Below are 21,150 nucleotides of genomic sequence, written 5' to 3'. Positions count from 1 at the left end.
GATTAAATTAAGTGGGGAAATCAAGTGTAACGGCACTACTGTTTGATTAATAGCCACCGGTTCATAATTCGTCGGCATCTGTTAAGGCTTACTCCACTGCCCTTCGCGTTTCTACCGTCCTACTTATGCTTTCCAGAAACACAGGGTATTGAAGCCCAGATATTTTTTGACCTGATAAACGCCCAGCAAATTCTGCGATGCAACGCCACAGGCATAGGCGATGGCGGCACCAATTACGCCGAAGTGCGGAATCAGAATAATACCCAACGCAACGCTCAGAATGCCGCTTATAACGACGTTATCGCGCACTTTTGTCTCGTTACCGGTCATGCTTAGCAAATAACCCACCGAACCGGTAGCAATATTCACAAACTGGCCGATAGTCAGGATCATCAGCGCTGTAGCTGCCGCAGTAAATGCGTCACCGAACATGCTCATCAGCCATTCAGGAAAAAGCAGTATGAATAGTGTAACCGGCACCGAAACCAGAAGCATAATACGAACAGACAACAAAGCGGTACGTTTGATACCTTCCATGTCCCCCGTGGCATGCATAGCAGCGAATTTAGGCGCTACAATTGTATTGACGGCAAACAAAATAAAGCTTGTCAGCATAGCCGTGCGCTGGGCGGTAGCGTAAAACGCAACTGACTCGGCGTCTTCCCCGATTCCCAGAATTAATTGTGAAGACCACTGAATGACTTGGTGAACAATGGCCACTGTCCATAATGGCATGCATGCACGGCGCAAAACTGATGATGCAAACGGTTGAGGCTGGCAAATCTTCGGTGCTGACTGAAACCAAAGGTAGCCACCTATCAGTGCACTTACCGCTGCGGCGATAATAAAATAGATGGCTATGTCTGTTGCCTGACTGTGACCAGACGCCAGCACACATGCAAGAATGATCACTGGCAACGAGACACTGGCCACAAACATGGATTTTGAAACCTGCTTTAGCCCCTGCAAGGCTTGCGCCTGCACGATATACAGCGCCATAAACGGTGCCGCAACCACCGCAACTTTGAGTACATCCTCAAAGCCACTCAGGGAAAATACGCTTTGATTAATCCAGCCTGCACTGTTGTACACTAACGCGGCCAATACTGTGGTGAAAGCAAAAGCCCAGACCGTCGCTTTACAATAAATATTGTGAAGTGCGCTACCGCCGCTACACGCCCGATCTTTTGCCACAAAGCGCACTATAGCCTGATCCAGACCGCTTCGCCCGACAGTGGCAAGAATCGTCACCAGCGTAAAAGCGAGAAAGAAAAGACCAGCCTGGCTGGGACCCACGGTTCGGGTAACAACAACGTTCATCGCAAACAGACTAACCGCTGCCAGCACTTTCACCACGAGTCCGGCAAGACTGCCCAGAATCACTTCTCTCATATGAGGCTCGGCAAGGCTGGCCTGCCAGTTGAGTACTCTAACCATAAGTGTCACTCATCAGCACTGGGTTGAAATAAAATTATCGATACTGTTGAGCAACGCCGGGTTAGCGTACTGCCCCAATGAACCGGCCCGTAGGGTGGTGATATCATCCAGCGTGGCAAACAGTTGCTCTTTGTCATAGCTGACGTAACACCCGTCCAGCTTTTCAAAGTTGCGGCAGGTGGCCAGCTGATGCTCGTTACGGTGCTCACCCAATGCGGCAATGCGCGGGAACACCAATACCGGCTTCGCTTCCATTAAGGAGGTGATTATTGAGCCCATCGCGGCATGAGCAAGAACAATTGACGCTTTTTCAAACTCTCGCTTATAAGACTGCTCGTCCAGAAATGCACAATACTTCATGTGTTTGGGTTGATAGTCGCCGTGGCCTATCTGCGCGAAGATTTCCATGTGAGGATTAGCCTCTGCCCAGGTATCCACCAATTCAACAAAACGGTCAAAAGGTAACTGCGTACCGACGGTAAGAAAAATCATAATACTCTTCCCTGATATTGAGGCCCTGTTGGTTGAACCAGATTTGGCCACTGTGTCAGCCATAAATCAGCAAACGCGCCAGCTTTTTTACCCGATAAAGATAGTTCTTCAGCATTGGCAATACTGTCGATCCAAATGGTTTTAGCCCCCACCATCTTGCCCAGCATAATGGCTATCAGGCCCGGCGCGGCACCACTTGAAATAACCACATCGGGGCGCTTGGTAAAGATTATCCAGGCCATTTGCGCAAATAAGACCAGCAACTTAAGCTTCTCATCGCTGTTGGCATCAATTACCTGAGAAAAGTCATCTTCCATGCCCTCGCGGTACTGGTTTGAAACATAACTGGTCTGGTATCGGTCAAAGACCGGCTTAAGTCGAAGCAGTTGAATCAGATGCCCGCCCTGAGAAGCTACAGCTAACAGTTTTTTCTTTTTCATGGTGATACTCCTGATAAGCAACGGTCATAAAACGTTGTACAACCTCTACAAGAGTAATGGCAAAGGACGCGCCAATTTTAATTACACAATAAATTCATAGCCTTACTGGTTTTTGTTACTTTTTCGGCGAGGGATTTCGCAATATAAAAATGCGTTAAGAAAATCCGTTTCAAAATGCGAAAGGCGAAAGGCGAAAATCACAACGGATTAATGCTGTATCGCACGTTGCGATGCCACAAATGGCGAATCAGTTTGGGTAAACTGAGAAAAGAGGGCTTCGCTTTTTGCTTATGACGAAGTAACCATACCTTCCATTGTGCAGATACTAGAGCGTCCTCGGTAATCTTTTGCCGATACGCTATGGCATTGCTCAAACCAGTATCGCCATGTTTACTGGTACTAATTTGCTCGGCTATCAGCGTCAATACATGCAATAACTCGCTCAGGAAAGTAACCCGGTCATATCTGGATAACGAAGTGCGGGCCTCGGTACGAAAATATGTTGGCTTGTTAATGAAGCGACAGGTCATTCCGGCAAGTAACAACTGACTGTATAGCAACATGTCCTCACCGAACCTGATATTTTCGCTGAACATCAATCCGTGATCGCGCACGACCGACGCATTGAGTAGTGGTTTGGTGGCTCCCATACCATGGCGAATAAAGTATTCAGCATCCATATTGAACTGGGTATACGCAGAACATAACTGACTGAATCTGGCTGCATAGCACTGCCCGGTCTTTTCATCTGCCAGCCAGTAACTGTCAATCACCATATCGACACTGTGTGCCTGAGCCACGTATAACAGTGTCGCAATACGATCCGGCGCGATCCAGTCATCAGCGTCCAGCATTGTCAGCCACTGACCCGAGGCACTGTTAATGCCCTGATTTCGCGCTGCACCAGGGCCTGAATTAACATTGGTTTGTAATACGTGAACTCGTTTATCTTTGCTGGCATATGCGTTGGCAACCGACAGTGTGTTATCGGTGGAGCAATCGTCCACCACAATAATCTCCGTATTATCGTGAGTTTGGCTGAGCGACGATTCAATGGCTCTGGGTAACGTGTTTTGTACATTGTAAGCCGCAATGATTATCGATACTTTTGTCGAACTCATTTTGTGCCCCCACCTATTTTATGTCAGCGGCAAGCAGAAAGCTCAGAGTCTGAGAGATCATCCAGCACGCTTCTTATAATAGTGAGGTTTGCCGCTGAGGAGTACGCTGCATCATAACGCTTGCGCGAGTTTTTTGCGGCGCACTCTATAAGCATCGGGCTACTAACGTATCTTGCAATAGCATTGGCCAGGGCCGTGGTATCACCCGGTTCAATCAATAAACCCGAATCTTCATCGGGAATGGCTTCGGGAATACCGCCCACCGTGGTGCTCAGTACTGCCAGTCCGGCTGACATCGCCTCTAAAATTGCTATCGGCAGTCCTTCATTGTGAGAAGGTAATAATAGTAAATCAGACTCTTTCATCAGCTGGTATTTTTGTTCGCCCGTTACCCAGCCTACAACATCAAAGTAATCGTTCAGCTGGCGCGCGTTAATCAGCGTCTTAAGCTTTTCAATCTCTCCATTTCCGCCTACGGTGATGGTAAAACCGGACACACCGCGCTGTTTGAGTAAATCAACCGCCTCTACCAGGTCATATATACCTTTACGTTCACCGATATAGCCTAAGAAAAGTAGCTTTATCGACTGCTGACTGTCAAAACGACGCTCGCTGAATAAATTCTCATAAACGGGAGAAGGAAAGTTGTTGATGATCTGAATATCAGTATTGGTTGAGATGCCGCGAACATAATCGGCCCAATACTGGGAAAGCACAAAAACGCTATCGGCACTGTTCAGAACATATCTGACCCATGCTTTATAGAAGCCACCCGCGTTATCGTAGGTACGGGCAAACACCGAACCATGCAAATGGAAAATAACTTTACAATGGAACGCTCTGCACAGTGCTACCAGTAATGCTTTACGATAAATGCTTCCTTTATGCGACCCATGCAAATGACAAATACCAATTTTGCCGGCCACAAGCAGCCCCAGTAAGCTGAATACAGCACAAATATAAACATAGAAACGCTTGAGCAAGTTACCATCATCATGGGAGACAATCAGATAGCGCGGATAATTGTCGTAAACGCCTGCCTGAATATGGTTTTCTATAACTGCATGGATGCCTCCACGCGCTTTTGTACCAATGATGGCGATACCTTTTGCTTTGGTTTTACGATCCATAGTCAGTCCCCTTCAGAGTAACTTAATAATGGTTGGCTGCCTGCGACTTTGAATGCCGCCACCCGTAAGGGTCACTTTCAAACAAAGTAATAAACCAGCCGAAAATAGTAAGGTGATAAAGTGACTGTGCGTTCGACGACAACGCACTGGTCAGTAACAGTAAAAACAACAACAAACTGGCTTCGGGTCGTTCCAGCGCGCATACCATAAACGTCATTGATAAGAGCAAAAGAAAGTAGCCTGGCACACCGGTTTCGCCAATTACATGAGGCCAATAGGTGTCATAAAAGTATTGGCCTAACTTCACCCACCACAAATCTTTCATTGCGTTATATTCATAGACATTAGCGACATCTGCCGCCGCGTGACTGCCGATAGTGCCCCAGCCGCCGCCCCAGAAATTGCTTTCAAACAATACAAAGACAGCCTCTACCAAAAATATCACCCGGGGCGACTCAAAGTTTTCCAGCACATACCAGACGTTATCCTTATCCCAGCTAAGGTAGCTGATCAGCCAGGTGAAAAAGGCAAACACGATAACGGCCAGAATAAAACGATAATCGATATTAAAAGCGCGCTGCACTTTCAGCGCCATCAGTGCCATAAATAGCAGCATCAGTTCCAGACGCTGGATAGCGCAAAACACAAACACAATGCACAAAAACACCAGAGAGTTACCAAAGCGAAGATTACCTTTATGGTATTCAACACTGATCAACACTGCCGCGATGGTAAAAAACAACGCCGATTGCCCGGGATGCCAGAACCATCCGACAAAACGAGGAACCAGTCGTCCGCCAAGGTGGCCCGGCTCAAAGTGTCCACCGCTGGAAAATACTGCGTCATAGGCTCCCGGTGCACCGGCCTGAAAAAAGATGAGCAATATGCAAAGTAAAATCAGTGGTTTGATCATCTTAATTGTTCGTTTTGTCCATATTTCATCGCATCTGGCTACGGCAAACAGCATCACCATCGGAAAAAACTTAAGCTCATGGTAAAGCTGGACCAGTATGATTTTTATGCCTTTCTGATTCGCCAGTGAGATGGCGATGCCATACATCAAATACCCCAGATACAGCATCAATGCCGCCCACCATTTGTAATTCAGGCGAGGTTTGATAACTGCCACTAATAAACCGATGGCAATAATCGGAAACAGCTTTTCAAATAAATCGAACGGACTATACAGAGCAAGACTCACCTTTTTTACCATCAAAAAAATCAGTTCCAGAATGAACATTCCGAACAGAATATGAGGTACGATTGAGACCTGCTTTGCATCGTTCATAACGTATACAACGACTCAAGTAGCTGGGTGTCAGGTGTGCCGGGCAATATTTTCTGGCGCTCGTCGATCAGTAACTGCGCAAAATAGTCGCGCTCCTCAGTGGTAAGTGCCGGCTTCTTCCCCGTATTGCGCTCAACCAGCGCACGTTTAAGCGAAACCACAAATGTTTCAGGGAACAGCGATACGAATAATGTTTTGGCCAGCGAGCGACGCATTAATATTTTCTGAAATACTTTAGAGCGTGGTATGCCGGAGCGATTCGCGAAGTCCTGCTTCCACTGGATAGGCGACAGGCCAATGAAATGCGCAATCTTATTCATTACCTGCTGGTTGTCGCTGGCATAATCGTGGTAGCTGATTACCTGTAACCGGTCGCCAAATAGAGTACGAGCGAACTGTGTGGCTTCCACAAACCGACTTGACTGAATATTCTGCCAGATTGGCAAATAGTCCGCTCTTCCCCCTGAAAGCTCATGCTCAATTGCCTGTTTAAATGTCCGGGCTTCACGGGCATCGCGAACCAGATGGGCATAGGCAGAGAATGCTCTGTCGATGGGATCGCGCAGCATGATGATGAATTTAGCCTGCGGGAAATCTGCATTAATGCTTTTCAGCACTTCAGGATGTTCAACAGACATTGCCGAGCCATCAATCGAAACCTTTCCCGGCTCGTACAGCGACTGATATTTTTCTCTGTCGGCAACAAACATCTGGCGAACCGTATCCTGGTCTGCGGGACCGGCAAACTTATCGCCAATAACATTTGCGAAGTGATAATGGGGTTCTTTTCTTTTAGTTCGGGACACGCCAGGGTGTTGCATCAACTGGTTATATAAACTGGTGGTGGCGCATTTGGTGAAGCCTAAAATAAATACGTCTGGCACGTTACTTCCCCTTCTGTATACGTTTTGCGTATTCCAAACCGCTTACTATTGCGCCATTTAAGATTACTTACTTTGACTGACGTGCCACACCAGCACTCACGCTGAAGGACAACAATCAAACAGTATAGACGGCAATAAGCAAAACGGTGTTTTCATTAACGCTGATTTGTTACTGCTATTTATCAGCCGTTTGTGTTTAGAGCTATCTGCCAGAACTGTGCCAGCCAACGATCTCTTCAACCCATTCAATAAAAGACTAAAATAGTCATTAAATACATAGCCTTAAGAGAAACCACATTACGCCTTTGTGTTTTCGCACAATGCGAAATTCAATTTTAAAAATGGGAAAAATTCGTTTTTTGCAGTTTGCAAAACAGAATGTAAACGCGATTCCGTCTTTAGTGAGAAAAACATTTCGCTTTTTATCTCTTTAAATATCAGAGACATATATTCTAACCAGCACTTTTTCCGCTCTATCGACTTTCCAGGATTACTTCTTGCTCAATACTTACTAGCGGAAGACAGTCGTAGCGGGTGAAGTCACGACACCGCATTAATCTTCGAAGGTGAACATGATGAAAGTGCAGCAAGGGATAAGATTCATTTTTTCAGCCATGGTGATAATAAGCTTGTGGGGATGTATCGCTACAGAAAATCTGGTTCATATTCCCGAACATACCCATATGGCAAAAGTCGATGATTACGACACAAGCTTGCATCGCCAGTCAGTTCACATTTTTAATCCCATGCCGATAGACAGACGTGTAGCTGAATTCAGGCTCGCCCCTCGTGTCGAACACATTATTTTTGTTATCGATCAAAGCTCAGCGCTGGATAATACATTCAGAGGATTGGATACACGTTTTTATGCGCAGGAGGTGGTACGCCGCTTTGTAAAAACAATGCCAAACCAGCGCTTTAGCAGCACCGTCATTACTTATAAGGATGCTATAAACCCACAACTATTCGCACCACTTGATGCCCGGTTCAGTGTGAACAGTGTATTTCCGCACGAACTTGAACAGTCACTGGCCAGCCATCAGGCGCAGCAACATATTGAGGTGCAAACGCTGTCGGTAGCACTGGATTTTGTATCAGAACTAGTCGGCAATCTGTCAGGCCCGTCAGCCGTTATTCTGGTTACGGCATGGTCTCAAATCGATGCCTCCGTGGAACAGGCTGTTATGCGCATGCGCCAGCGGGTCACATTTGGCACCAGGGCACACGTTGTTTTGCCAGAATCTGCAGCAATAACCTGGCCGCAAAGTAATGCTGGTCTATGCTTCTATACTATTGGCGTGGGTAACAGAATGTCCCGTAGTCGTCTTGAAAGCGCTGATAGCTGCGGGTTCTCTTCAGCAGTAGACAAGGTTGCACAACCGAGCACCATGGCTAACTTCGTTGAAACGGTGCTTTATAAAGGCCCTTCAGATGAAGACAGCGATGGCATTTATGACTATCAGGACAGATGCCCGCACACGCCACCGGGCAAGATTGTTGACTTTAGCGGTTGTCCTCGTTTTCCAACGAACCGTTAATGGAGAAGTAAATCATGAAATTCATCAAACAGTTAATGGTAAGTGTGTTGGGTGCTACGGTTGTGTGTGGTTTTAGTCAGGCGCAGGAAGAGCGTGCGGGGGTCATCACGTACGAGCAGCAGCAGCGTCGCCAGGCGGTTGTTTCGGCTCAGACATCTGACGCCACCCAGATAAGTCCTAACTATCAGATATCTGTTCAACCGGTGGTTGGTACTCAGGACGAAGCACCTACGCAGCTGGAACAAAACGTGTCGCAGTCGCTTCGGCCAGTCACGCTTGAAGAGGAAATTCAGCAGCAGCGCGTCCAAAGCAAACTTGAACTTTTTGGCTACGATATGTTTGCCGGAGTCTCTACAACATTTGCGCCTGTATCAGATATGCCGGTTCCTTATGATTATGTAATTGGCCCCGGCGATACCTTTACCATTCAGGCATTCGCCGCAACTAACGTGCAGTATGATTTGACCGTAACCCGCGAAGGCATGCTGCTCATTCCTGATGCCGGCGCTGTCACCGTCAGCGGACTAACTTTTGAAGAAGCAAAACTGGCTATTTCCGAGGCCATTGAGGTAAAGCGTATTGGTATTAAAACCATTGTTACGCTATCAGAGTTCCGCTCGATTCAAATTATGCTGGTTGGGGAAGTGTCAAAACCCGGCAGTTATGCTGTCAGTGGATTCTCTACCCTGATTAACGCACTGGTTTCCAGCGGTGGTGTGAAACGCACCGGTTCGCTAAGAAACATCCAGGTAAAACGCCACGGACGTCTGGTAGCCACGTTGGATCTGTACGAATTACTGCTTAAAGGTGATGACAGCGCCAATATCTATCTGCGCCAAGGCGATTTAATCTTTGTTCCGCCCGTGGGCGCCACCGTGGGTATTGCAGGAGAAATTCTGCGCCCGGCAATTTATGAAATAGCCAAAGAGCAAAGCGTATCTGAAATTCTGGCTTTGGCCGGCGGGTTGCTGCCCACCGCCAATAAACAAAACGCGCAGATTGAGCGTGTGTCAGCAAATGGTATGTACACCCTGATGCAGGCCGATTTACACAAAAACGGTGACAAGACAAATGTAAAAAATGGTGACCTCATCCGCGTGTTTCCGGTACTGGATAAAATGGATGACGTGGTATTGCTGTCTGGCCACGTGTTAACACCTGGCGGCTTTCAGTGGTCAAAAGGAATGCGGGTCTCAGACCTTATTCAATCCAAGAATATTTTACGTCAGGGCGCGGAGTTCGACGCGGCGATGATTCAGCGTGAAAACCGTAACAACAAACGTACCGAAGCAATTTATTTCAACCTTCGCAATGCGATTACCGACAAATACTCGAAAGACAACATTGCCCTTCACCCGCGCGATCAAATTATCATTTTTGATACGCATTCTCCGCGTGCCGGCCAGCTTGAAAAAGTGGTCAAGAAGCTGGAGAACGAAGCCACTGCAGACTCGCCGGTCAAGGTCGTTGACTTTAAAGGTGCCATTCCGCATCCGGGCACCTATCCGCTTCACACAGGCACCCGCTTGCTCGATATGGTCAGTTATGCAGGCGGCCTGGAAGCAGGCGTTGACCTTAACTATGCACTGCTGGCTCGTACTGATCTGCAATCGGACCGTCTTTATTTCATCCGTATTTCGTTGAAAGATGCGCTTGCCAATAAGGCCGATCACAACCCGGTATTGCAGCCTAAAGATAAAGTGTACCTGTTTAATAAAGACAGCGATCGTGCAGAGCTGATTAAAACGCCCTTAGAGCGTATTAAGCGTGAGACGCAGTTTGGGCAGCAGGCACCGGTCGTTCAGGTCAGCGGCTCGGTATTCAGCCCGGGCGCATACCCAATGGTACCGGGAATGCGTGTGGCCGATCTGATTGCTGCAGCGGGCGGCATGAAAGAAGAAGCTTATGGACTTGCTGCAACATTGTCGCGTCAGGTGCTGCTGGACAGTGAGTTCAGCCGGACTGACTCCAGAGCTATCAGTCTGACCCGCAACGATCCGCTGCTGGATACAACGTCACTGATTCTGCATCCCAAAGATCATCTGATTCTGCGTCAAAAGCCTGAATGGGTGCAGACGCCGAAGTTTGTGCAGATTGAAGGCGAGATTAAATTCCCTGGCAAATATCGTATCGATAAGCGGGAAACCCTTTGCTCGCTGATGCAAAAGGTAGGTGGTTTCACCGAAGATGCCTACCTGTTTGGCGCCGTGTTCCTGCGGGAAAGTGTACGCCAGAAAGAACAGCAGGCGCTGGACAGAATGTTTGATCAATTAGAGCGTCTGCTGGCAGACAGCCACGTGTCGCAGGGCGTCAATAAGGACGAGAAAATGCCTAAAGATCAGCGGGCTGACGATGTTTATTCAGTGCTTAAAAAGATGTCTCCTGAAAAAGCCCTGGGTCGTATGGTAGTTGATGTTCACAGTGCAGTGACCCGCTGTGATGAGTCATCGGATATTGTGCTGGAAAACGGCGACCGTATTGTTGTACCTAAGTATCAGGATGACGTAAGTGTCATCGGACAGGTCTACTTCCCCACATCGCACAAATATCGCAATGACCGTGCAGCGCTGGACTACATCGGCCTGAGCGGTGGCGTGAAAGAGTTAGCGCAATACGAGCACGCCTACATCGTTCAGGCGAATGGCGAAGTGATGTCAGTGCGCTCAAGCACCAGTTCATGGGGCTGGTTTAATTCACCTGCAAACGTCAAGGTTACCCCCGGTTCGACCATCTTCGTGCCCCTGAGCGTGGACCGTATCAACGGCAGAGAGTCGGCAGAAAAGTGGGTCGATATTTTGTATAAAAATATCATTTCAACCGCAATGTTAGCTAACTTACTGGACTAGGGAGAGACCACCATGGCGCGTCGTAATGATTCAAGTCCACACGTTGCAGAGTACGAGCTGCTGCTGAAATTTCTCAACCAGCTCTCTCGTTATAAATTCCGCATTGCTCTGGTTGCGATTCTGGGCGCAGGGATTGTTTTTGGTCTGTCGTTGCTATTAGAGGATAAGTTCTCTGCACAGGCAACGGTTGCTATTAATATCAGCGAAGATCCCGGCGGCGTGCAACCTAATAATTACCGTGGGGTAAATACCATTGGTGTGCTGGAATATGACTTCATCATTGATGGTATTCAGGCTAATGAGCGGGAGCGGTTACTGGCCAGAATGGAATCTTTCAGTTATATCAGCACCTTCATCAACCAGCAGAATTTGCTGCCATGGCTCTATGAGGAATTCTGGAACGCCGACACCAGTGAATGGACTGAGGATTTTGAGCCGGATATGCGCGAGGCGGTCAAGAAGTTTAAGTCTGAAGCCCTTTACGTATTTATCGATAAAAAGACAGACTTACTCAATATCCGCATTACGTCCAGTTCGCCGGACTTTTCAGCAAACCTGGCCAACACCTTTGTGAAATCGTTTAATGACTATTTACGCACACTGGATTTAGAGGAAATTAAAAATCGCCGGAATTATCTGGAACAGCGTTTAAATGAAATTAAAAACTCTGAAATACAACGCTCTATTTTTCGGTTGCTGGAAACACAACTTGCTGTTGAATCACTTATCAACGCTCGCGCCAACTACCCCCTGGAAGTCATAGAACCAGCGACGGTTCCGCTGTTTGAATCTTACCCGGCGCGTAAACAGTGGGCAGCACTGACCCTGGTCCTGCTGATATTTTTAGGTATTGCGTTTGTTGTTTCAATGAATGTGTTCAATGCACTGCGCCGTGACCTAAAAGACTACGCCCTGCGCCATGAGCCTAAAAAATTGAATCCTCCCAGACCCGTTCAATATACCGGAGAGTAAATTATGGGAAACTTACTGAAGTCTGTAAGCCAGAAAGTGTGTAACTCACGGTTTGAAAATTATAGTCCGGCCTACGCATTATTATATGTGATGATGATAGCGCCGCCCCGCGCGTTTGATATCAAGCACAAAGAAAGCACGCACAACGGAGAGCTTGCGAGCCTTCCAACCTACTGCGTTGTATCCATTGAGCTTATCGTGCGAGTGGCGTGTGTGCTGATTCTGGCAGCCGGTATTGAAATGCTGCTGGGCAACACGCTGTATGAAACGCACCGTATTGATACGTTTTTTTGTACGGTGGTCGCCGCCGGCGCTATTCATAGCGGTACTTTTTATCTGATTTTCAATGCCGGTTGCGCCAGTGATATATCTTCTTCCCTGCTGCTTTTGTATCGACTAGTGCGTAACAGTTGTTATGCCATACTGGCAGGCTTTGTCAGTGTGGTACCGGTATTTATCTGGCGCTTTGATCATGAACTCCCCCCCTTCTCTGATGGCGTTGCCGTGCAGGCGTATCTGTGCACCGCAGGTTTCTTTTTAATAGCGGGTCTGCTTGAAGCTAAATTTGCAAGCCGCTTGCCTCTGGGTGGCAGAATTGTGAAAAAAACAGAGAGTCCCTCACCGTACAGCGCGGGCTCAACGGCAATCGAATAAGCGACGCTGAGCCTGGGCAAGTGCCCATGGCATGCTTTACCGACAGACTGTGTACTCACAAAGGTTGCCGGGCGTATTAATAATTTCAGGTGCTATACCGGTATTCATTTCGCGCCCTGCCCTTTTATTTATTGTCGTTGTTATTGATTCACCTTTTCAAATGCAATAGGTTAGCGCGCAATGAATGGCAAGAGAGTAGCAACATGTTTCAACTGGTGGCAGTTACCCTGTTATGGGCATTTTCATTTTCGCTGATAGGTGAATATCTCGCTGGCAGTGTAGACAGCTACTTTTCTGTTTTCACACGTGTACTACTTGCTTCTTTACTATTCTTACCCTTTCTTAAATTTTCAGTACTTACCGGTCTTCAAAAACTCACGCTGGCCGCGATGGGGGCGCTGCAACTGGGCCTGATGTATATTTTTTTCTATCATTCGTTTTTGTATTTATCCGTCCCTGAAGTACTTCTTTTTACTATCATCACTCCTCTTTACATCGCCATTCTGAACGACGCCCTCTTCCGGCGCTTTACACCGTTTCATATTGTGTGTGCACTGATTGCAATGGGCGGAGCAGCGGTCATTCGCTTTCAAGGGGTGAGTACGGATTTTTGGGCTGGCTTTATTATTGTTCAGGCCGCCAATATCTGCTTTGCACTGGGTCAGGTCGGATACCGAAAGTTTATCGCAAGCTTCTGTGTGCCGGTTGCACATTATCAGATATTCGGCTGGTTTTATTTAGGGGCGCTGGCCATTGCGCTTCCCGCCTTTTTCCTGTTTGGAAATATCAGCCAGCTTCCCGGCACAGCGACACAATGGGGCGTGCTCGTCTGGCTTGGCGTTGTTGCATCAGGATTAGGCTATTATCTCTGGAATCAGGGCGCACTGAAAGTCTCAGCAGGAACGCTCGCAATTATGAATAACGCCCTGATACCCGCAGGCTTGCTGGTAAACCTGCTGTTCTGGCAAAAAGACGTAGATTTTGGCCGACTCGCATTAGGTGGCGGAATAATTGCTGCGGCACTGTGGCTGTCTCACCGCCACAGTAAACATTCACGCGAGCAAGTTATTTCTTGAGCCGGCTTTGGCACCTGTATAGCCTGCATAGCTTGATAAGTTCAGCTAAAGGGCGAATAGCAACTCACCATAGTATAGTCCTTTCGGGGCCCGTTGACCCGCCAGGTTGAGCGCCAGACCGGCCACTGCGTAAAATCATAACTAACTTTATAAAGATCATCGCCACACAGGTGCTCAGCGTACGGTTTGCCAGCTGAAAAGCGGTGAAAAAAACGCCCGTCATCAAAATAGACATCAATCTGTCCATCCGAGCCCTTTCGCCATAAATAGGTACGCTCAGCCTGTATTGTTTTATTATTCAATAGCGTAACCTGCCCTGACTCGCTATATCTCATTTGGTCGTCACACCCGCTCAAATTCGCTTCACCATTAAAAGTGGTTGTGCCGCCAGAATGATCCTCTATTTCCCGGGTGATGCGCCATTTACCGGCGAAGTCTGCAAGGCATATTGTTTCGAAAAATTCGCGCTGCTCATTTAAGGAAGCCATATGAAATTTAAAATCACGATCAGTTGGTAGGAGTAGGTCTCGTTCGACTATAAAAGTCTGAAAACGATGATGCAATTAAGATTTTCTAAATCCGACAATCAACTACCAATGCTATACATTTGACGCGGAACTGATACCTAAATTTCTCAGAATAAAGATAATATAAAGAATCAGTAAATTACTAAGTGTAAGCTTATGTTCATTATGACTTTCTCACTTACTTCAGGTTTATTCGATTCATAGGCAAGGACAACTATGAAAAATTTAGACGGACATAAAAAAATAGCTGTTCTGGTTGATGCGGATAATGCGCAGCTATGCAAGCTATCAGCAATACTTGATGAGATTTCTGCACACGGCCACGTATTAATTAAAAGAGCATATGGCGACTGGTCTGTAGATTCACTCAAAAACTGGAAAAAACCATTAAACGAGCTTGCTATTCAGCCTATACAGCAGTTCGCGTATACCACTGGCAAGAACGCTACGGATGCTTCAATGATTATCGATGCCATGGACTTATTATATTCGAATCGCATTGATGCTTTTGTTCTGGTCAGCAGCGACAGCGATTTTACAAATTTGGCATCTCGCCTCCGGGAATCAGAAAAATTTGTATTTGGGGTGGGTGAGAAAAAAACGCCTGTTTCTTTCAGAAACGCTTGTGATGATTTTGTCTTCACCGAAAACCTGACTTCTGAACAGATATCCGAAAAGAATAAAAGCACTCAAACCACCTCTCCTATAAACAGTTCTAATGGAGCAGAAGAGCTAATTCCTGCTTTTTTAAAGGCATGGGAACTCTATCAAAACGAAGATGGATGGGTGAATGTTGGTCCGGCAGGAAGTTTCCTGAAAAGAGCAAAACCAGACTTTGACCCTCGAACATACGGTGAAAAAAAAGTTACCGATGTAATTGTGAACCTGTCGACAGTCTTTGAGTTAACTCGAAAGAAAGGTAAGGGAACTGCGTCACTTGTCCGTTACCGTCCTAAGATAAAAACGGTTTGAATTCCCAACGTAATTTTCATAAAAAGCGGTAGTCATATAAACTTGGTGGCTTTCGAAAGTTTAATTTTAAGCCGCTGTCATATCTATTCTCTCTGTCGACTAAAGTACGCGGCACTTAAATTAGTTTCCTGCTATACCTATATACAACGGGTTTATTTATAACGTCACACGGAGCGTGTATGGCACTTACTCAAATGCAGATAATTCAGTCTCTGGGTGAGGCCATGTCATGGTTTGAGCGGGAACTGGCTTGGGGTGTACCTCCAACCGAGTTGAGACATTTGATAGGGCGCATAGGTGAGTTATATGCAGCGTTGATTTCAAACGGCCAGATGGCCACTGAAGTTAATCAGAAAGGCTATGATGTAGTCGGTGCTGATGGTGAAAAAATATCAGTTAAAACTACGGCAATGATGAATAGTTCAGGTCACATCGCCTTCAATCTAAATACTTTAAATATCGTTGACAAAATACTCATTCTTCGGATTAACACTGCAGAAATGCAAATAGAAACATTGCTCTTCGATAAGACAGAAAATGTCATCGACTTGATGAACTGTACCGATGACAAGAGAGGAAAAGCCTGTATTTCATTATCGAAACTTGTTACATCGGTTATACCTAAATCAGATGTTGTTGCTATAAAAACGGTAAGTAAGGGTAACTACATTGTAAAAGAATTAGAAAACGGCACTATCGAAGTTTATGATAAAGGAAAACTTGTATCTCCTTCAAAGCCTGTACTTCGTGATTTAGCAGAACAACTCAGAATCAGTATACTCAACAGTAATGGTAATCCTTATAACACTCGCCAGCTTGGTAGTCTGGTTATAAAAACTATCGAGCAAAATAACCAGACTTTAACTTAACTAACGATATAGCTTCAGAAGTTAGATGCAGCCACCTTATACTAATAAAGCTCAAAAACCGGCTTACCCTGCCCGTCAAATTTAACCTCTAGCACCCGGGCATGACGATTAGGATCGTAAAGTGGATCCTTAACGATTTCATCATGGGGCCGGGTATCGGTTTTGGGCACTACCGCAGGCTCGCCCACAGCTTTTTCATAGTCCCTGGCATGGTAAACACATAACGGCGTTGTGCCGTCTTCAGCTATCGTGAAGCAGTTATGACCGGGGCCGTAGATACTTTTCTCATAGTCGGTTTCAAGCACAGGGTGACGAGTTTTCGTCCACGCGTTACGATCGAGTAAATCTGCGTTTTCATCCGCTTCCATGTAACCCATGCAATAGCATGCCCCCGTTGCACTGGCTGAAAAAGTGATGAAGATTTTACCTCCATGTTTAATAACAGCCGGACCTTCATTCACCCAAAAATCCACCCGCTCCCAGTCATAGTCTGGTGTTGTTAGCATAAACTGAACGGTTTTAAGCTTTATCGGTGATTCCATCTCCGCCAGGTACAAGTTAGATGCAGCAAACTGCCCGCCGGTCTTTTCAGCCCAGCAGAAATAGCGTTTACCGTTATTGTCAAAAATCGTCGCATCAAGAGAAAAGTCGGTAAACGATTTGTCATCGCCATCTGCAGCCTGCATCATGCCCAGCTCCTGCCACTCATCATTGAGCGGATCCTGGCCTGTGCATTCAAGCACATAAGGGCGCAATGCCCAGATATCTTCTTCTTCGCTGGCGGCAAAATAGATGTACCATTTACCATCCAGGTAATGTATTTCAGGCGCCCATATATGTCGGCTCATCGGGCCGCTATCGTGCTTGAACCAGATATCCGCTGTGTCAGCGTCTTTTAATCCTTCCAGCGTTTTAGATTTTCGAAGCTCGATACGGTCATAGGTAGGAACTGAACCAGTAAAGTAGTAGTAGCCATCGGTATGCTTATGTATAAATGGATCAGCCCTTTGTTCTACAAGTGGTTCGTTGGTGCCAGATGTCATTCGTCACCTCTCAGGTTAACTGAAAATGTTTAACAGCATTTAAACATATTATACGACAAATAAGCCATATTAATTCGGCTCTTTGGTACAGGTTTTAGTGTTAATGTCATATGCTAAGCTATACATCTAACGCTCAGTCCGGGCAGATACTGAATCTATTTTTCTGTAAGGGCTGCACACAGCGTTACGTACTTAATCACTCAATATGACTTGATGCTTTCACCGACAGGATGTCCACATGAAATATAGATTTTTTCGCACTATATCACTTTCCCTGAGTTTAACTTTGCTAAGCCCACTCACTTTTGCTGAAGCACAGGAACAACGCGCCGAACCCGATGTCGAGAATATACAAGTTATCGGCCAGCGCCCTCTTTCATTACTAAAAGAAGAGTTTATGCTTGCCCAGTATGCGCTTTTTGACACGTTTAACACGCTAATGGAAGACCCGGATATGCACTATGTTTGCACCCGGGAAAAGCGTAAGGGCTCTAATACCCGGCAGAAAGTATGCCGTGACGCGTTTGATATCAGAATTCGCCGTGAACTGCTTCAGGAGTACAGTAACCGCCCGGGTGATGTAATGGCGAACCTGAACATGGGTAGTGCTTCTGCACAACTGGGCTCAAAGGAGCTGGAAACGCTTAAAGCGCGAAAGCTGACATTGATGAAAAAGCTCTACTCGGAAAACGCGCATTTTCGGGATAGTTTTATAAAAATGCTTACGGCAAAGCAAAAATATGAAGCGTCGCATCAAAGAACATTTGGCAGCACGAGCAAATTTGCCAAAAACTAACCTCCAGTCTTTCAGGCACTTTGCATTTAATACCTGTTTTTCAGCGCGAAGTTTCTATTTGCTCGCGCTGCTCCTTTCTCAATAATATAAATTGTTGATAGCTTTTCTTAATCTGCTCGCTGAACTGCCTGGCGGTAAAGTCTTGCGCTACCCACATGTATGGCCACCAGTTCAAGTCGTCAGCTCCGCGTGTAGTAAATGGCATAGCTACATCTTGCTTCGTACCCGCCAGCAGCGGATAAATCACCGGAATCTGAAGTTTTGATTTTTTATCCTCAGGGTAAAGGGAGCTGAAGTCTGCTTCTCCCTTCGTCAGTACAGTGTAAGCTGCGAGAATCTCTTTATTGAGATGGTTAGGCTGCTGTTCGTTAATTGCTGATTCACCGAAGCGAGATACAATTTGCTCTGCTCCCTCATCAGACAGTCCGTCCTTAAGATATAAGGCAGTAAATAGCGGCATTAGCGTAAAGATTCGATTATCCAGTAGTCGTAAATCTGATAACAACTGCCTGGCTATCTCCGGATCTTTATGGCGATAACCAAAGCGCAAAAAGCTTTTCCAGAATCTGGCGTCTGTTGAATCTCCGAACAGCGCCGCCGTTTGCCTGAAATACGAGTCGGCCTTATCTGGCATGTCCAGCTCAAGAAACAAGATCCCTGTAAACGCAGTGTTAACCGGGGAGCCATCATCTATTTCCAGACAGGCCGTCATACTCTGAACCGCCTCATCGAGCCGTCCGGATTCAAATAAAACCTTAGCTTTCCACACATAAGCCCAGGTATAACTTTTATCAACGTTTATAGCGGAATTTGAAGCCTCGAGCGCGAGTGAGTACTCACCTCGATGAAAGTAGACTATTGCGAGGTTAACGTTAATCCATGGAGAAAGCGGATCCACCTGCTTAGCTTTCAGAGCCAGGTTCAGGGCTTTATCATACTGATTTTGCGCAAGACGTAATTCAGAATACAGATACAGGGCCGTGCTGTCCTCGCCATGTTTGTTCAGGACTTTATCCAGTGATGATTCGGCTTCTTTAAACGCTTGTCCGGCAGTAGACAAAATTGCTGTCGCAAACAGTGCATTTCGCTCATCCGGATCAAGGGCCAGCGCTTTATTAATAGCCCATCTCGCTTTTTCGATAGCATCATCAGGTTGCAGATAAGCGTCATGAAAATTATATCGTGCGTAAATATAGGCAAGACTACCGTAGGCCTGCGCGTAATCAGGGTCCGCTTCAATAGCCTGGTTGAACGCGGCACTGGCCTGCATAAACCACTCACTGGTTTTACCATTCATAAGCCAGTATTTTCCGCGCATGTAGGCCTGATAAGCAGCTACCGACGTGCTGTTGGCAGGCTCTGACGCTGTAGGTAATGTCGATAAATCAGGTTGCAGATACTGCTTCACCTGTTCAGCAACATTTTGTGTAATCTGTGGTAACGCAACGGCCTCACCTTCATAAGAATGTGACCACAATGTTTTATCCAGCCCGGCATCGATAAGACGATAAACCACCTTAAAGGCATCGGCCTGCTTTGCGATTGAACCTTCAATAAGATACTCAACCTCCAGAGCCCGGGCGATATCTGACGGCGTGTCATAGTTGTCTGCCTGAGCAAATGTTGAATAACGTGAAGGCACCCTGAGTCCCTCAGAACCAGATAGCGCGCCCTGCAATTCCTCTGACAAGCCTTGCGCGAGGTATATTGTTTGTTGGCTATCACCAATCGGCTTTAAGGGTAAAACGGCTACTGACTGGGTTTGCGGCGTCGCTCTATCTGGGTCTTTAGTGCTGAACCAAAGCATAATAAGAACGATTACACACAACACCTCAATCAGCATTATGATCGATTTGCGGGAACCTCGAGGGGCTGGCGCGGTTTCACCGGAGACCGGCTGTGCATCGCCGGCTCTGTGTTCTGCCATTTGCTGTGATGGCTCATCTGCATGAAGTGCCTCAACCTGTGCGGTTGTCTGGGTATCATCAGCCTGCGACGTTGCATCAATGTGTGTCGCGGCTGTGCCTGCATCCTCCACCGCATCTGTGACAGGAATAACAGGCGCGTTTAACCGGTACCCTTTCTTCGGCACAGTCTGAATAAGTGTTCTTGACTTGCTGTCATCTAACACATTACGAAGCTGTGAAATGATACGCGTAAGCGCCTCATCCACAACGACCCTGTTGCCCCAGGCGGTCTCCAGTAAATACTGCCGACTTACCGTCTTTTCTGCAAACTCTGACAGCGCTAACAACACCTGCATGGCTTTAGGCTCAACGTGTCGTTTATCGCCGTCACAGGTGACGGTATTGTCATCAGGGTCGATCGAAAAATGGTTTATTTTAAATTTTTCGTACACGTTAGCGCTTCCAGCAAAACAAAAAACTTTAACAATTCAGAGTGTTAAACAAACCTTAGAAAACCATTAGCTTTTACGCACCCATTCATCAGGCGGGTTAAACACCGTCACACCATACTCATTTGCACAGTGACTCACAATAAAAGTTAACGCGATTCGCGATTACCTGATTGATGAATTCATTACTAATTACAACACGTTGAGGAATGGTCATGAAATTACTACGTCGTAAACTATTAGTCAGTAGCTTCCTTGTTGCATCAGTTTGTGCAGCACCTGGTGCTCTTGCAAGCGCTGCACAAACCAGTCTGCAGCTTAAAACCAGTGTAGAGGATGTAAATGGCGTAAGAGAAATCGAATCGGGTAACTATAATGCCGGCATCCGTAAAACAGAGGCAGCGCTGGCGAAAACCACTATCGATTCGCGTCGTGCCCCCCTGTTGAACAACCTATGCGTAGCGCATGTCGCCAGCGGCAACGCTGCCTCAGCAGAATCTGCGTGTGACCAGGCAGTAAAAACGGCGAATAATAAAGCAATAGCATTGAATAACCGGGCTATCTTTAAGTGCGCCAATGGAGAACCCGCTGCGTGCCATCAGGATCTTAAACAAGCTAATGATCTGGCCTCACATAATCGCCTGATTAGCAAAAACTTTGCACTTATCGCCGACAACGCGTTAGTAGTTAAGCAATAGTCCCCAGCCTG

The 21,150-nt window shown here is 46.6% G+C and carries 19 protein-coding genes; 9 read left to right on the top strand and 10 right to left on the bottom strand.

Annotation, left to right across the window (positions count from 1 at the left end; translation table 11 throughout):
- Positions 1-123 precede the first annotated feature (123 nt).
- The 7 genes from FBQ74_RS03675 to FBQ74_RS03645 form a co-directional block, all read right to left on the bottom strand.
- Positions 124-1,437: a flippase gene (locus FBQ74_RS03675; protein WP_139755376.1), complete on the bottom strand. Its 1,314-nt coding sequence runs from the start codon at positions 1,435-1,437 to the stop codon at positions 124-126.
- A 12-nt stretch (positions 1,438-1,449) separates the two neighbouring features.
- The gene (locus FBQ74_RS03670) at positions 1,450-1,929 is read right to left on the bottom strand and encodes a glycosyltransferase (protein WP_168190596.1); all 480 of its coding nucleotides are present in this window, start codon (positions 1,927-1,929) and stop codon (positions 1,450-1,452) included.
- Positions 1,926-2,369 carry a glycosyltransferase family protein gene (locus FBQ74_RS03665; RefSeq protein ID WP_139755374.1) on the bottom strand — a complete coding sequence of 148 codons (444 nt, stop codon included), beginning with the start codon at positions 2,367-2,369 and terminating at the stop codon, positions 1,926-1,928. The genes FBQ74_RS03670 and FBQ74_RS03665 overlap by 4 nt, the downstream gene beginning before the upstream one ends.
- Positions 2,370-2,566: 197 nt before the next feature.
- The gene (locus FBQ74_RS03660) at positions 2,567-3,490 is read right to left on the bottom strand and encodes a glycosyltransferase family 2 protein (RefSeq protein WP_139755373.1); all 924 of its coding nucleotides are present in this window, start codon (positions 3,488-3,490) and stop codon (positions 2,567-2,569) included.
- A 23-nt stretch (positions 3,491-3,513) separates the two neighbouring features.
- Positions 3,514-4,620, bottom strand: a complete 1,107-nt coding sequence (locus tag FBQ74_RS03655; protein WP_139755372.1) for a glycosyltransferase family 4 protein — start codon at positions 4,618-4,620, stop codon at positions 3,514-3,516.
- Positions 4,621-4,642: 22 nt separating this feature from the next.
- Positions 4,643-5,908 (bottom strand): hypothetical protein, encoded by a 1,266-nt coding sequence (locus tag FBQ74_RS03650; protein WP_139755371.1) that lies wholly within the window; start codon positions 5,906-5,908, stop codon positions 4,643-4,645.
- Entirely contained in the window at positions 5,905-6,792 is an 888-nt protein-coding gene (locus FBQ74_RS03645) for a sulfotransferase family protein (protein ID WP_139755370.1), read from the bottom strand. Before FBQ74_RS03645 ends, FBQ74_RS03650 begins: the two co-directional genes overlap by 4 nt.
- A gap of 572 nt (positions 6,793-7,364) precedes the next feature.
- Here FBQ74_RS03645 and FBQ74_RS03640 point away from each other — a divergent pair.
- The 5 genes from FBQ74_RS03640 (at position 7,365) to FBQ74_RS03620 (ending at position 13,878) form a co-directional block, all read left to right on the top strand.
- Positions 7,365-8,330: a vWA domain-containing protein gene (locus FBQ74_RS03640; protein WP_139755369.1), complete on the top strand. Its 966-nt coding sequence runs from the start codon at positions 7,365-7,367 to the stop codon at positions 8,328-8,330.
- 14 nt (positions 8,331-8,344) lie between these two features.
- Positions 8,345-11,176, top strand: coding sequence for a polysaccharide biosynthesis/export family protein (locus FBQ74_RS03635; protein ID WP_139755368.1), 2,832 nt, complete (start codon positions 8,345-8,347; stop codon positions 11,174-11,176).
- Between the two features lie 12 nt (positions 11,177-11,188).
- Positions 11,189-12,148 carry a GumC domain-containing protein gene (locus FBQ74_RS03630; RefSeq protein ID WP_139755367.1) on the top strand — a complete coding sequence of 320 codons (960 nt, stop codon included), beginning with the start codon at positions 11,189-11,191 and terminating at the stop codon, positions 12,146-12,148.
- A gap of 3 nt (positions 12,149-12,151) precedes the next feature.
- A complete protein-coding gene (locus FBQ74_RS03625) occupies positions 12,152-12,802 on the top strand; it encodes a hypothetical protein (protein WP_139755366.1) in 651 nt (216 codons plus the stop codon).
- A 203-nt stretch (positions 12,803-13,005) separates the two neighbouring features.
- The gene (locus FBQ74_RS03620; RefSeq protein WP_139755365.1) at positions 13,006-13,878 is read left to right on the top strand and encodes an EamA family transporter; all 873 of its coding nucleotides are present in this window, start codon (positions 13,006-13,008) and stop codon (positions 13,876-13,878) included.
- Positions 13,879-13,919: 41 nt separating this feature from the next.
- Here FBQ74_RS03620 and FBQ74_RS03615 read toward each other — a convergent pair whose 3' ends face one another.
- Positions 13,920-14,366, bottom strand: coding sequence for a DUF6314 family protein (locus FBQ74_RS03615; RefSeq protein WP_139755364.1), 447 nt, complete (start codon positions 14,364-14,366; stop codon positions 13,920-13,922).
- A gap of 255 nt (positions 14,367-14,621) precedes the next feature.
- Here FBQ74_RS03615 and FBQ74_RS03610 point away from each other — a divergent pair, with 255 nt between their 5' ends.
- Complete coding sequence (locus FBQ74_RS03610) at positions 14,622-15,377, top strand: NYN domain-containing protein (protein WP_139755363.1); 756 nt, start codon at positions 14,622-14,624, stop codon at positions 15,375-15,377.
- Positions 15,378-15,556: 179 nt separating this feature from the next.
- A complete protein-coding gene (locus tag FBQ74_RS03605; protein WP_139755362.1) occupies positions 15,557-16,246 on the top strand; it encodes a DUF6998 domain-containing protein in 690 nt (229 codons plus the stop codon).
- Positions 16,247-16,287: 41 nt separating this feature from the next.
- On the opposite strand, the gene FBQ74_RS03600 is transcribed toward FBQ74_RS03605, so the two are convergent.
- Entirely contained in the window at positions 16,288-17,289 is a 1,002-nt protein-coding gene (locus tag FBQ74_RS03600; protein ID WP_139755361.1) for a glycoside hydrolase family 43 protein, read from the bottom strand.
- 238 nt (positions 17,290-17,527) lie between these two features.
- Here FBQ74_RS03600 and FBQ74_RS03595 point away from each other — a divergent pair, with 238 nt between their 5' ends.
- Positions 17,528-18,085 carry a hypothetical protein gene (locus FBQ74_RS03595; protein ID WP_139755360.1) on the top strand — a complete coding sequence of 186 codons (558 nt, stop codon included), beginning with the start codon at positions 17,528-17,530 and terminating at the stop codon, positions 18,083-18,085.
- Positions 18,086-18,125: 40 nt separating this feature from the next.
- Here the strand turns inward: FBQ74_RS03595 and FBQ74_RS03590 are convergent, their stop codons facing one another.
- Positions 18,126-20,444, bottom strand: a complete 2,319-nt coding sequence (locus tag FBQ74_RS03590; protein WP_139755359.1) for a winged helix-turn-helix domain-containing protein — start codon at positions 20,442-20,444, stop codon at positions 18,126-18,128.
- Between the two features lie 212 nt (positions 20,445-20,656).
- Here FBQ74_RS03590 and FBQ74_RS03585 point away from each other — a divergent pair, with 212 nt between their 5' ends.
- Positions 20,657-21,139: a hypothetical protein gene (locus FBQ74_RS03585; protein ID WP_139755358.1), complete on the top strand. Its 483-nt coding sequence runs from the start codon at positions 20,657-20,659 to the stop codon at positions 21,137-21,139.
- Positions 21,140-21,150 lie beyond the last annotated feature (11 nt).

The organism is Salinimonas iocasae, from assembly GCF_006228385.1.
In the GTDB taxonomy this organism is placed as follows: Bacteria; Pseudomonadota; Gammaproteobacteria; order Enterobacterales; family Alteromonadaceae; genus Alteromonas; species Alteromonas iocasae.
This window is presented reverse-complemented; position numbering and strand designations above follow the sequence as displayed.

Bases quoted from the DNA above. Each gene is read 5' to 3' on its own strand.
- FBQ74_RS03670 (WP_168190596.1), bottom strand. From the start codon at position 1,929: ATGATTTTTCTTACCGTCGGTACGCAGTTACCTTTTGACCGTTTTGTT.
- FBQ74_RS03640 (WP_139755369.1), top strand. From the start codon at position 7,365: ATGATGAAAGTGCAGCAAGGGATAAGATTCATTTTTTCAGCCATGGTG.
- FBQ74_RS03665 (WP_139755374.1), bottom strand. From the start codon at position 2,369: ATGAAAAAGAAAAAACTGTTAGCTGTAGCTTCTCAGGGCGGGCATCTG.
- FBQ74_RS03625 (WP_139755366.1), top strand. From the start codon at position 12,152: ATGGGAAACTTACTGAAGTCTGTAAGCCAGAAAGTGTGTAACTCACGG.
- FBQ74_RS03595 (WP_139755360.1), top strand. From the start codon at position 17,528: ATGAAATATAGATTTTTTCGCACTATATCACTTTCCCTGAGTTTAACT.
- FBQ74_RS03655 (WP_139755372.1), bottom strand. From the start codon at position 4,620: ATGGATCGTAAAACCAAAGCAAAAGGTATCGCCATCATTGGTACAAAA.
- FBQ74_RS03660 (WP_139755373.1), bottom strand. From the start codon at position 3,490: ATGAGTTCGACAAAAGTATCGATAATCATTGCGGCTTACAATGTACAA.
- FBQ74_RS03605 (WP_139755362.1), top strand. From the start codon at position 15,557: ATGGCACTTACTCAAATGCAGATAATTCAGTCTCTGGGTGAGGCCATG.
- FBQ74_RS03675 (WP_139755376.1), bottom strand. From the start codon at position 1,437: ATGGTTAGAGTACTCAACTGGCAGGCCAGCCTTGCCGAGCCTCATATG.
- FBQ74_RS03615 (WP_139755364.1), bottom strand. From the start codon at position 14,366: ATGGCTTCCTTAAATGAGCAGCGCGAATTTTTCGAAACAATATGCCTT.
- FBQ74_RS03620 (WP_139755365.1), top strand. From the start codon at position 13,006: ATGTTTCAACTGGTGGCAGTTACCCTGTTATGGGCATTTTCATTTTCG.
- FBQ74_RS03650 (WP_139755371.1), bottom strand. From the start codon at position 5,908: ATGAACGATGCAAAGCAGGTCTCAATCGTACCTCATATTCTGTTCGGA.
- FBQ74_RS03635 (WP_139755368.1), top strand. From the start codon at position 8,345: ATGAAATTCATCAAACAGTTAATGGTAAGTGTGTTGGGTGCTACGGTT.
- FBQ74_RS03585 (WP_139755358.1), top strand. From the start codon at position 20,657: ATGAAATTACTACGTCGTAAACTATTAGTCAGTAGCTTCCTTGTTGCA.
- FBQ74_RS03610 (WP_139755363.1), top strand. From the start codon at position 14,622: ATGAAAAATTTAGACGGACATAAAAAAATAGCTGTTCTGGTTGATGCG.
- FBQ74_RS03600 (WP_139755361.1), bottom strand. From the start codon at position 17,289: ATGACATCTGGCACCAACGAACCACTTGTAGAACAAAGGGCTGATCCA.
- FBQ74_RS03630 (WP_139755367.1), top strand. From the start codon at position 11,189: ATGGCGCGTCGTAATGATTCAAGTCCACACGTTGCAGAGTACGAGCTG.